Below are 13288 nucleotides of genomic sequence, written 5' to 3' on the forward strand. Positions count from 1 at the left end.
ACGCTAATCTTTAACCTCCAATCCTCCGAAAGAAAGTGTTCCCCGAATCACCAGCACATTTTCCTTATTAACACCGCCGTTTTGCCAACGTTTGTCATTACACCCTCCAAAGAAAGCATTACATTTAAATATGACTTTCCAATCAGAAGGAACATAAATCTCAACGCCTCCCCAATTGCAATCCAAATCAATATACGTTTCTCCGGGTGCGATATGAGTATGACGCAAATCAATAGTGGTCCCTCCGAAAGAGGTATGGATTACAGCCCCTTTAAACAGTTCGTCAAGTACAACATGACGAGCAGCTCCCCATATATTTTCCGAACGCAAAAAGCCGTCTACGGATTCAGACTGCTGTTGTTCATTTTCAAAGTTCATTCCGTACTTGCTCCGGTGCATTTTCATCCATCCGCCCCTATGCCCCATCGCATGTCGGCGAGTCCATCGCACATTCTTCTTCTTACCAGGTTTAAAGAGAAATAAAATGCCAGCTATTACCAAAGCGAAAGGCCACACCATTGCCTGGGAATTCTCCGGCAACCACGATAACTCTCCTGTCAATAAATAGACACCTGTCAATAAAAAGGCAATTCCGCTAATGAAATGACGACGCACTATCAAATATATACCCAATATAATAAGGAGAGAATGCCAAGATACTATAATATTGAATACTTCATAGGTAACCCACCCCATATTACGGGCAAACAACAATATCCCTGAAAGGATAAAAAGTAATGCTATCAGAATTTTACCGGAAAAACCCGTAGCACATGAAATTTTCTGTTCTTCTTCCATCGTCTTTATAATTAATTGATTGACGATTCAAAGATACGCTATTTCCTTACGCTTCCACAGGTTTTCCGGTCTATTTACGGATTAAAATCCGATGAATGCCGGATAAAAAACGATGAATCCCCTTTGTTTACACATCTATATCTCTCCACCCCTTACGAATACCTTCCAACAATACCAATCCGTCTCCAGGTAGCTAAAAAACAAAAAATACGAGGTGAAAAACAAATATTACACATTACTGTATCTGCATTCGCATACTTTTGTGGCGGTGAAACCCCTTTTGAAAAGGGAAAATGAATTAATTAGACAACAACCATTAATTAATAAACATGCAAAGAATGTCTAACAAAGTGAAAAACATGCGCTCCTTATTGCTAATACTATGTTCAGCAATATCGTTCAGCGTATCTGCGCAAACGATTACCGTAAAAGGTAACGTGAAAGACACCAACGGAGAGCCCGTCATCGGCGCTTCTGTTGTAGAAAAAGGTAATACGGCCAATGGTACGATTACAGATTTAGATGGTAATTTTTCTATTAAAGTAGATGGAAAAAAAACATTGGTAATTTCATACATCGGTATGAAAACCAAGGAAGTAGCCATTCAGGGTAAAAAGACAATCAATGTACAAATGGCTGATGATTCAAAAGCACTGGACGAAGTTGTAGTAATTGGCTACGGTACAGTTAATAAAAGAGACTTAACCGGCTCTGTCGCATCAGTAAGTTCAAAAGACCTGGCAACCGTTCCGGTATCAAGCGCTACCGAAGCCCTAACCGGAAAACTTGCCGGTGTAAGCATCACTACAACCGAAGGTTCTCCCGATGCAGACATAAAAATCCGCGTACGCGGCGGCGGTTCCTTATCGCAAGACAACTCACCTTTGTATATTGTAGACGGTTTTCCCGTATCAAGCATCAGTGACATAGCCCCTTCGGAAATCCAAAGCATCGATGTTCTGAAAGATGCCTCTTCCACTGCTATTTACGGTGCGCGCGGCGCTAACGGCGTCATCATCGTTACAACGAAAAGCGGAAAAGAAGGCAAGACACAAGTAGATTTCGGAGCATCTTTCGGTATTAAACAGGTAACCAAGCTGACCGAAGTCTTGAGTCCTTATGACTTTGTAGCCTATCAACGTGAAATCGGTTCTTTAGACTATGGCAATTATGCCGATATGGACATCTGGCGTTCAATTGACGGCATTGACTATCAGGACGAAATGTTCGGACGTACCGGAAACCAGCAACAATACAACATAAACGTAAGCGGTGGTACGAAACAACTGACTTACAGTGTCAGCTACGCCCATAATGAAGAAAAAAGTATCATGCTCAATTCCGGTTTCAAGAAAGACAACATAAACGCCAAAATCAAATCGGAACTGAATAAATGGATGTCCTTGGATTTCAATGCCCGCCTGAGCTATTCCACAATAGACGGTTTGAGCGGAGGTGCGGATACCAATGAATCCAACGCAGCCAATTCAACCGTAGCCAATGCCGTTGTATTCCGCCCGGTTGACTCATTAAAGTATAGTGACGACGATGAAGAGAACAGTTCGGCACAACAGAAATCTCCGTTAGAACGCCTGCTTGCAACGGACAAGACACGCAATACATTCAACCAGAACTATAATGTAGGTCTGAACTGGAAACCATTTAAAAACTGGACATTCCGTTCAGAATTCGGATACGGATGGAAATATGACGATACGGAACAATACTGGGGAGTAGATGCGGTTTCGAATTCCAAATACGGATATAACGGACAGCCGCAAGCCTATCTGATTAGAGAGAAAACGATGAATTGGCGTAATGCCAATACATTGACATACGATAACAAAAGATTGTTCAAAGGCCGTGATAAAATAAATGTGTTGATAGGACATGAAGTAAGCAGTAGCCAAAAGAAATCAATCGAAAACGTATCTGTCGCCTTCCCCGTCACAATGAATTTTGACGACATGAGAGCCAATATGGGTTCGGGGAAAGCACTGGCAAACCAATCCACTATCGCCGCCAAAGAAAACATATTATCATTTTTCGGCCGGGTCAACTACACCATGATGGACAGATATCTGTTGGCCGTTACGGTACGTGCCGACGGTTCCAGCAAATTCGGTTCGGGAAACCGCTGGGGCGTTTTTCCTTCGGTAGCCCTGGCATGGCGTATCTCTGACGAAACTTTCATGAGAAATGCCCAAGAATGGTTGTCAGCCCTGAAATTACGTCTAAGTTTCGGTACTGCCGGCAATAACCGTATCAGTTCCGGATTGCTTGCAACAACTTACTCCTTGGGCGGTAATGATGCACGTAACCCGTTTTTCGGCGGAGAAAGCACGACTATGCTCGAACACGGCACAAACCTTTACAATCCCGACCTGAAATGGGAAACGACAGTAACCCGCAACATCGGTATCGATTACGGGTTCTGGAACAATCGCATCTCCGGCTCCATCGACCTCTATTGGAATACCACCAGGGATTTGCTGATGCGTACCGAAATACCCTCCCTCTCCGGTTATAACTATCAATATAAGAATTTCGGACAAACATCCAATAAAGGCGTAGAATTCTCCGTAAGTGCAGTTTTATTCGACAGAAAGAATTTTTCCCTGAATTTCAATGCTAATATCGCTTACAACCGCAACCGCATTGACAAACTAAATACGGACTCCCCTTGGCAAAGCAGTAATTGGTCTGGCAGCACAATGGCAAAATACGAAGATTTCCGTGTAGAAAAAGGCGGACGCCTGGGAGAAGTCTGGGGATATAAAACAAACGGTTACTATACGGTATATGACCCCGTCACCAATCCTACCGGTGAATTAGTCTGGGCAGGCAGCGAATGGGGCCTGAAAGACGGATTGCAAGACAACAGTCCCACAATCACAGGCGGCAAATACTATCCGGGCGGCTTGAAACTCGAATGTGACAAAGACGGAAACCCTCTCAAACAGCGCTTAGGCAATACCATTGCCCCAACCACAGGAGGTTTCGGTTTTGACGGTCGCATAGGAAATTTCGATTTCAATGTATTTTTCAACTACTCCGTCGGAAACGTCATTGTCAACGGTACAAAACTGGCTTCTTCATTCCGTTCGGGTTCGCGAACCGGCTACAACCTGAATAATGACTTCAGGTTATCCAACCGCTACACATGGATTGACCCGGAAACCGGATTGAACCTATCGTCCAGTTCCACCGATGTCCTTAACACATACGGCGATATGACAGCAGCAGGTCTGCGTTTGAATGAAATAAACGCCAATGCCAATATGTACAACCCTGCCAGCGCCACTACCATGCAATTGATAGATTACGCCGTAGAAAAAGCCTCATTCCTACGTTTGAACAACATAACTATCGGATATTCTCTTCCTAAATCCATTGTAAGGAAAGCCTTCATGCAAAATGTAAGAATCTATCTGACAGGATACAACTTACTTTGCTGGACCAATTACAGCGGAGCAGACCCGGAAGTAGACACCAGCAGTAAGAAAAATGCCATGACACCGGGTGTAGACTATGCAGCTTATCCCAAGAGCCGCACATTCGTAGGCGGTATTAACGTTACATTCTAACCAACAACATAAAAAGACCGATTGTATGAAATACATATATAAAACATTATTCCTCGGACTGGGACTGGCAACCTTGTCTTCCTGTTCGGATTTTCTGAACCAGACTTCACCGTCTGAACTGGACAATGAATCGACCTTCAACAATGCCTATTATACAGAGCTGGCACTCAACAAAGTTTACGGCAGCCTAACACAAGACCAGACCTATTCCAACTTCCTACCCATTATTGCCGGGACCAATACCGACTGCGAACTGATTGACGGGCTAGGTTCCGATGCAAGCAACACATCCAGCGAACGCGGCAACATGAATTACAATGCCAACCCAGGATGGTCGCAACTCTCGAAAGTATGGGATGCCATGTACGGGGTTATTGAAAATGCAAACCTGGTAGTAGACGGTATAAACAACAGCCAGTTGATACAACAAGAAGGAGAAACCCGTACCAGCATGTTAAGATTTCGTGCCGAAGCCGTAACATTGCGTGCAATGGTCTATTTCGACCTGATTCGCTTATTCGGCGACATACCTTTCAAGACAGAATCTTCCAACAGCGATTTATCCAACGTTTACATCGGCAAGACAGACCGTGATATTATCATGGACGAACTGCTCGACGAACTTGACGAAGCCATCGAATATCTGCCCTGGGCCGGTGAAGAAAGCTACACGACCGAACATGTCACAAAAGGCTATGCACATGCCTTATTGGCTAACATGGCGATGACACGCGCCGGATACGCCATCCGCGAACAGGCGAAAGAAGGATACGTCAATGGAGATAACAGCGACCCCAACTTCCCGACTCAGCGGTGTAGCGATACCAAACGCAAAGAATTATACGAACTGGCAGAAACCCACCTGACCGCTGTGATTAATTCTGGAAAACATCGGTTGAATCCTTCTGTAGAAGAATACTGGCGTTTAATGAACATCAGCCAACTCGACCAGACTTATCAGGAAAACCTGTTTGAAATCCCTATGGGTCTGAATAAAAGCGGCGAATTAGGATACACAATCGGATATCGTATAAACGGAGCCAGCTCATTGTTCGGCCCGAAAGGGAATTCATCCGGCAAACTGAAGTTGACAGCTCCTTATTATTTATCATTTGACGACGGGGATGTACGCCGCGAACTGACTTGCGCCATTTCACAACTTTCCACAGACAAGAACACCAAAGAATTTAAAGAATACATGTTAGGAAACTCACCTTTCGGGATTTACTGTGGAAAATGGGATTACCGCAAAATGATGGAAAACACAGAATGGTATGCGGCCGTATTAGCCAGCGACCAGAAAGTATGTTCAGGCATCAATGTAGTGAAAATGCGTTATCCGCAAGTATTACTGATGTATGCCGAGGTAGTGAACGAACTCTACGGAAAAAATGCCACGGGTAAAGGTTGTACACTGACAGCTACGGCGGCTTTAAAAGAAGTACATGACCGTGCTTTCACGGATACGGACAAACGTGATGCCGCCTGGCAAGCATTGATGCAAAATGATTTCTTTGAAGCCATTGTCGATGAAAACGCATGGGAACTGGCAGGTGAAGGCGTACGCAAATTCGACTTAATCCGCTGGAATCTGTTAAGCGAAAAAATAGATGAATTCAAAGACGAATATACCAATGCGGTATATAATGGAACCTATCCACAGTATGTAAACTACAAATACCGTACAGACAATCCGATGTATATTGACATGACCTCTCTCGTATTCGGCAGCAAGTTAGGCGGGGAATATGAAAACAAAAGTTTCTTCGGTGCGGAAACAACCGACAAAGAACAGAAAAATCTGAAAGTAAATCTACCGAGTATCTCAAGCGGGCTGAACAACCGCGTGAAAAATCGCTATCTATTGCCGATTGCATCCACAACCATCTCCACTTCAAACGGCAAATTGCATAATTCGTATGGTTATTCTGATTAATCTTTAAATCGTAAAATAATGAAGAATATAAAAAACATACTAGGAATGGGAGTTTTCATACTCCTCTCCTCTTGGGCTGTATCTTCGTGTACAGAAAAAAGTGATTGGGATATTGATTCCTCCTACAACCGTCCTTTCGGAACCGATGAAAACGGAATCAGCGTAGAAGCCGACAGTAAAGTAGCCAGGGCAGTGGTGACATGGAGTCCTACACAAAACACAGACTATTACATTATTGAAATCAGTCCGAACGAAATGACTGATGAAACACCGATGGGTTCGGAGGAGAACGGAAATATAGTTTATGGTAACGATCCAGCCAACCGCATCAAGCAACCTCCATACACAATGGAAAATCTTAATGTAAACACGACCTATTACCTACGTATCAAATCAATTTCCGGTGAAAAAGAATCCCTTTGGGTCAATTATAAGAAAACCTTCGAATCCGTCAAAGAAGAAGCCATTCTAAACACTCCCTCTGCCGAAGATTTACCCGAAGGCCAGGGAAAAGTACGTATGTCGTGGGAAGCCGGACTGACGGTAGACCATTTTGAAATAACGGAAACCGGCACCACAGAAAGTATCCTACGGAACATATCGGCAGAAGAAATTACTGCCGGTGAAGCATGGATTGAAAACCTGAAAACATTCAGCGAGTACACGATTGGCATTTATAACGGCAATACCCTCCGCGGTTCACAGACAATTACAATCCCCGGACTAGAAATAGAATCCGAAATTAGCAATGTTACCGATAATTCTGCCGTATTCTCCTGGGAAACAACAGTAGATGTAGACGAGTACGCATGTATCCTTTCCAGCGAAGGAGTACCGGAATCCGGCATCAAACTGTCACAAGAAGAAATATCCGCCCATCAGGTCAATATCACAGGCCTAGCGTCCAGCACAGAATACACGGCATACGCTTTTGTAAACGGCGCAATCTGTTCCCGCATCACCTTTACGACCCAAAAAGGAAAACCGGCCGGATATAGGGAAATGACATGGGAAGAAGCACTTGCCGATTGGGACAATCTCACTGGAAAAATCTTAATCAATGTTTCCGGAACAGAAACATTTGCACAAGAAGAAGAAAGCATTCCTTCCGGCATAACCCACTTGATTTTCTGGGGAGACAATAAAGAAGAACAAGTTAATATGACTATTAAAAAAGGAATAGGCGCCAGCGGAATATGCGAAAAAGTAGAATTCCATAACCTGAATATTACAGACGAAGGAAATACCACCCTGATTTATCAGAATAATTCTTCCGGATGTATCAAAGAAATAGAAGTCACATCATGTACAATCACTGATATCCGCGGTATAGTCCGGATGAATGCAAGCACAACCGATGCGATGGCCGTCACTATTGACGACTGTATCATTAAAGGGCTGGGAAGAGCGGCAACCTCCAATCATTACGGCTTGCTTCTTTCCGACAAAGTGATCTTGACTTCCATTGATTTAATGGTTTCCAACACTTCCGTCATCACAGCCAAAGGAGCCAAAGCCTCTCAGTTCATACGCCACAAATCCGGACAAAACAGTACGGTAACAATCAAAGACTGTACATTCTATGATATGTCCGCAAGCGATGCCATATTCAGAGATACAGACGATTCAGCAATCATAATCTCCAACGTATTATTTGCTAAAGGAGGAATCAGCCCATTCTATAAAAAGGCACCTTCCTCCCTCGTCGTAAACGGTTTGTACAAAGCTTCCGACTTCACATTCAATACTTCCGACTGGGGAAAAGACTATACTGTCCTTTCCCTGACTTCCGACCAATTATTCCCTAACGGAGCCAACGAAGACCTGACTTTCGGAACAGACGTTTCTGAAGAAAACAGAGTCGGCGACCCGCGTTGGAACAAATAACTAAATAAAAAATGCAAGTTTCTTCGCCAGTCGGTTTTAAGTTTGGTGAAGAAACTTCCCTAAAAGCAAAAAATATGATGAATACAAAATCAATCTATACAATAAGTGAGCTTTTACTTTTGTTCTTGCTGCTTTTCGTCAGCACTTCCTGCAAAGACAATGACGAAGCAGAAGACACAAGCAATCCTGTCCTGATTTCACAAAATATCAATGAAGGTGATGTAGTAGGCCCCAACGGATATGTGGAACTTGTGTTCAACAAAGCGATGCGCCAAGCCCCGGATACGGAAATCTATTTCAACGGCGGAACAGTGCGTGTATCTATCAATTATGAGAAAGTCCGCTACACATTCTCAGATATGGAGAACAAAGAATGCACTTTCGAGATTCCTGCCGGGGCACTGACCGATATGCAAGGAAGACCCTACAACGAAGACTTCTTTCTGAGTTTTACCGCCAAATCCGAAATCTCAGGAGGCGGAAAAGTCTTTGACGCCATAGTCGATTCGAAGGGGAACGGAGATTTTACAACCGTACAGGCCGCTATTGACGCTGTTCCGGGAGAATGTACCAGTCCTTATAAGATTTTTATCGCCAACGGAACCTACAACGAATGCGTACGAGTAAATAAAAACAAAACGTTCATCCATTTAATCGGTGAAAGCCGCGAAGGCGTCAAAATCCAGTATGCAGTGAATCGCGTGGAAGATTCCGACAATACAACAAGTTGGCCCTACTCCATTTTCAACGAAAATTCACCCGCCCGTAAAGCAGGATACAGTACAGACCAAAACACTGTCGTCTTAATCGAAGCGACAGACTTCTACGCTGCAAACCTGTCAATTATCAATCTCTACGGCGCCTTCTCAAACCGTTATACCGGCGGATTAGGCAAAAACGGACAAGCGGAAGCCTTAATCAACCGCGAAGACCGATTTACATTGAACAACTGTTTGCTCGTATCTTATCAAGATACCTGGTGGACCCGTTACTGGGACAATACCGGTTCCCACCGTGCATACGTCTACAATTCATGGATTGAGGGACACACCGACTACATCTGGGGAAGCGGAGACGTACTTATTGAAAACAGTACGTTCTATAATACAGGTAATGACGGAGGAAGTGTCATCACAGCCTCACGTACCAATACAAATGAGAAATGCGGTTACGTCATAAAAGATTGTACCGTCAGCGGGGAAGACATCAGATTCTCACTCGGACGTTCACAGTCAACAACGGCTAAAGCCGTCTGGATAAATACAAAACTGGAAATGGATATCATTGATTCACATTGGGGATACGGCGGTGAGATACCGACTCTGTTCGCCGAATACAACACAGTAGACAAAAACGGGACAGTTATCTCAACAGAAGGCAAAACAATCACTTCAGGGAACGTCTCATTCACAAGCTCCGTACTCACACCAACCGAGGCCGCACGATATACCTATGGCAATATTATCGCTACCGACGGTTGGAATCCGAAACAATATATAGAAACTCCCCTTCCAGCACCAGCCAACATAACCATGAACGGAAACGAACTGACATGGGATGACGTATCAGGTGCAGCCGGTTATCTCGTTTTCATGAATGGCAACTACGCAGGACAAACGACAGATACGGCAGTTACGCTAACTAATACGGATGAAGGAAATATCTATACGGTGAAAACCGTAAGCCAATACGGCACGATAAGCGAATAAAACCAATAAAATCAGAATGAGTTCTTTGTCACCCACACCATCAACCGATACAGCGTATAAGACAAAGAACTCTGTTTTTAAAATAAGCTATATGTTTAAATTCATCAAAACGGGATTATTCTGTTTCTGCTTGTTCAATCTCACAATTGCCTGCAGCAGCGAAGACCCCGGCAACAACAATGACATACCGGGGCAAGACATCGAAGAAACCCCAAATGAAAACGGTAACAATGCCTCTGACGAACCGCGTGACGCCTTTCCCGGCGCCTACGGAGCGGGACGTTACACTACAGGAGGTGCGGGCGGAACAGTTTATACAGTTACTTCCCTGGAAGATAACATGGCCGAAGGCACTTTGCGCTATGCGTTAAGCCGTTCGGGAAAACGCATGATTGTATTTGCAGTAAGCGGACTGATAGAGTTGCAAAGTCCCCTGAAAATAACTAACGGCGACGTAACGGTTGCCGGCCAAAGCGCACCGGGTGACGGCATTTGCCTGAAAGGACATCCCGTATCCGTACAAGCAGACAATGTAATCATCCGTTTCATGCGCTTCCGCATGGGTTCCGACAATTTTACCACGGAAAAAGAGGCTGACAGCGGTGACGCTTTGTGGGGAAAACAGCATAAAAACATCATTATCGACCATTGTTCCATGAGCTGGAGCACTGACGAATGCGCCTCTTTCTATGACAATACCGATTTTACCATGCAATGGTGCATCATCAGTGAAAGTCTGAACCGTTCGGTACACAGCAAGGGATATCACGGTTACGGAGGAATTTGGGGAGGTTCGCCCGCTACATTCCACCACAATCTGCTGGCACACCACAGCAGTCGCACCCCCCGTTTATGCGGAAGCCGCTACACGGGAAAACCGGGAAATGAAAAAGTGGATTTACGCAACAACGTATTTTATAATTGGGGACCGACAAACGGCGGATATGCAGGTGAAGGAGGAAATTATAATTTTATAAACAACTATTATAAACCAGGTCCCTCCACCAATACCAAAAGAAACATTGTAAACCGGATTTTTCAACCGAACGGCGACGACGGTACAAACAAAAATTCCAAAGGAGTATGGGGAAGTTTCTACCTGAAAGGTAACTATTTCGACGATACGTGCCCCACCCTGAATCCTGAATACAAATCTTTACTTGCTGCCGTAAATCATGATAATTGGGAAGGTTTACATCCCAATGAAACGGAAGAAGCCCAATTGCCTGACGGAGGAAAAGAAGCGCTCCGGGCAAACAAAGAATTTACAATCACCGAAGACGTATCCGAGTTCACTCAATCGGCCAAAGACGCATACGAATCCGTATTGAACTACGCCGGCGCTTCCCTGAAATATGATAATGTGGACAAACGCATCATTGCCAATGTCCGCAACGGAGACTTCACAGCCGACGGCAGTAAAGGAAGCGAATACGGGCTAATCGACAAAGCAAGCGATGTAGGCGGATGGCCCGAATATAAAAAAGAGAACGGCCCGAAAGATACCGATGGCGACGGCATACCGGATGAATGGGAAACAGCAAACGGGCTGAATCCGAGAAGTGCATCCGACGGCGCCAAATATACATTAAGTAAATCATATACCAATCTGGAAGTTTACCTCAACAGCTTGGTGGAGACATTATATCCAAACTGACAGGATTTCCGGACCTCATTCCATACAAATATTCCAAAACGATTATGAAAAAACTCTATTTATATCATGTAGCCATGTTATTCGGCATGATGGGGATATGTGCAATAGCATGTTCCTCTGACAACCATACAGATGAACCGGAAAATCCGGGAACAGACGGCGGAAGTTCTTCAAATACGGTAAAACAATTGGATTATGGAGAACTCCTGGCTTTTCCATACGCAGAAGGGCATGGACGCAACACGACCGGAGGACGTGGCGGAAATGTCTACCACGTAACCAATCTCGAAGACGATGCAAGCGGAAATACGACCGGAAGCTTGCGTTGGGCAATGAAACAAAACGGTCCTAAAACAATTGTCTTCGACATATCGGGGACGATTCATCTGAAAGCAGAACTTAAAACACAGAAAGACGATCTGACTATTGCCGGACAAACCTCACCCGGCGGAATATGCATAGCCGATTATCCCTTCACAATCAATTCCAATAACGTCATCATCCGCTTTATACGGTTCCGTCCCGGCAATACAGACATAGACTGTGATGCGCTAGGAGGAAGTGACAAACAAAACATCATTATCGACCATTGTTCCACAAGCTGGTGTACGGACGAATGCCTTTCAGTTTACGGCATGCAGAATTCCACCGTACAATGGTGTCTGGCTGCTCAAGCTTTACGTGTAACGGATGCAAAAATCAATGCCAACAAAGGAAAATTCTCTTCACACGGATACGGCGGCAATTGGGGTGGACACAACGCCTCTTACCACCATAACCTGATTGCACACTGCGAAAGCCGGGTCCCCCGCCTCGGCCCACGCTACACAACGCTGGCACTGGATAATAACGACGGAGAACGGGTAGATATACGCAACAATGTCTACTACAACTGGGGAGGCGAAGGTTGTTACGGAGGTGAAGCACAACAGGTAAATATCGTGAACAATTACTACAAACCGGGTCCTGCCACCGACCAAGCCAAATCCGGACGTTCATACCGCATTGCCAAATCGGACGTTTATCCCTCGAATTATTCCGGTAAAGACAAATACGGCAACTGGCTTCAGACATGGGGCAAATTCTACATCAACGGCAACAAAGTAGCAGAAAATACATCCGTGACAAATGACAACTGGACAGACGGAGTATTCAGCCAAATGACTAAAAACAACTGTGCGACCGATGAACTCTGGAACCAACGTACCCGAATCAAGTCAAATTCACCGATCACAACAGCGGGATATGTAACAACGCATACGGCAGACGAAGCCTACAACCGGGTATTGGAAAATGCAGGAGCCTGCAACTACCGGGATAAAATTGACAAACTGATTATCTATGACGTACAACACAGAGAAGCCAGTTGTACAGGAAACACAGACAAATGGAGCCATCTGGAAGGATGTTCTCCAAACAGTAAAGGCTATATAAACGACCCCAAAGATGTCTGTGCCGCATTAGGAATAAGCAATCCTTACGATGTACTGACATCCGTAACGGAGGTAAACATAAAAGATACGGACGGCGACGGCATTCCCGACTATCGGGAAGAAGAATACGGCCTGAATCCCAAGAAATCGGCTGACGGAAAAGAAAAAACAGTCGACAAAAACGGGAAATATACCAATCTGGAAATGTACCTCAACAGCCTGGTACACGAAATCATGAAAAACGGTGCGACAGGCGGCAGCGTTGTAGAATAAATTTAGTA

The 13288-nt window shown here is 44.6% G+C and carries 7 protein-coding genes; 6 read left to right on the forward strand and 1 reads right to left on the reverse strand.

Going from position 1 to position 13288, the window contains the following annotated elements:
- Nucleotides 1-3: 3 nt before the first annotated feature.
- Nucleotides 4-798 (reverse strand): LiaF domain-containing protein, encoded by a 795-nt coding sequence (locus Q5076_RS02960; RefSeq protein ID WP_303010742.1) that lies wholly within the window; start codon nucleotides 796-798, stop codon nucleotides 4-6.
- A 338-nt stretch (nucleotides 799-1136) separates the two neighbouring features.
- Between Q5076_RS02960 and Q5076_RS02965 the strand changes: the two genes are divergently transcribed.
- The 6 genes from Q5076_RS02965 to Q5076_RS02990 all read left to right on the forward strand — a co-directional run bounded on the left by Q5076_RS02965 (nucleotide 1137) and on the right by Q5076_RS02990 (nucleotide 13280).
- Nucleotides 1137-4385, forward strand: coding sequence for a TonB-dependent receptor (locus Q5076_RS02965; protein WP_303010743.1), 3249 nt, complete (start codon nucleotides 1137-1139; stop codon nucleotides 4383-4385).
- A 25-nt stretch (nucleotides 4386-4410) separates the two neighbouring features.
- Entirely contained in the window at nucleotides 4411-6321 is a 1911-nt protein-coding gene (locus Q5076_RS02970) for a RagB/SusD family nutrient uptake outer membrane protein (protein ID WP_303010744.1), read from the forward strand.
- Between the two features lie 18 nt (nucleotides 6322-6339).
- Nucleotides 6340-8208: a DUF5123 domain-containing protein gene (locus tag Q5076_RS02975; RefSeq protein WP_303010745.1), complete on the forward strand. Its 1869-nt coding sequence runs from the start codon at nucleotides 6340-6342 to the stop codon at nucleotides 8206-8208.
- A gap of 74 nt (nucleotides 8209-8282) precedes the next feature.
- Nucleotides 8283-9917, forward strand: a complete 1635-nt coding sequence (locus tag Q5076_RS02980) for a pectinesterase family protein (RefSeq protein WP_303010746.1) — start codon at nucleotides 8283-8285, stop codon at nucleotides 9915-9917.
- Between the two features lie 91 nt (nucleotides 9918-10008).
- On the forward strand, nucleotides 10009-11574 hold the full coding sequence (locus tag Q5076_RS02985) for a polysaccharide lyase family 1 protein (RefSeq protein WP_303010747.1): 1566 nt from the start codon (nucleotides 10009-10011) through the stop codon (nucleotides 11572-11574).
- 41 nt (nucleotides 11575-11615) lie between these two features.
- The gene (locus Q5076_RS02990; protein ID WP_303010817.1) at nucleotides 11616-13280 is read left to right on the forward strand and encodes a polysaccharide lyase family 1 protein; all 1665 of its coding nucleotides are present in this window, start codon (nucleotides 11616-11618) and stop codon (nucleotides 13278-13280) included.
- The last annotated feature ends 8 nt before the right edge of the window (nucleotides 13281-13288 follow it).

It is taken from the genome of uncultured Bacteroides sp., assembly GCF_958445495.1.
GTDB lineage: Bacteria > Bacteroidota > Bacteroidia > Bacteroidales > Bacteroidaceae > Bacteroides.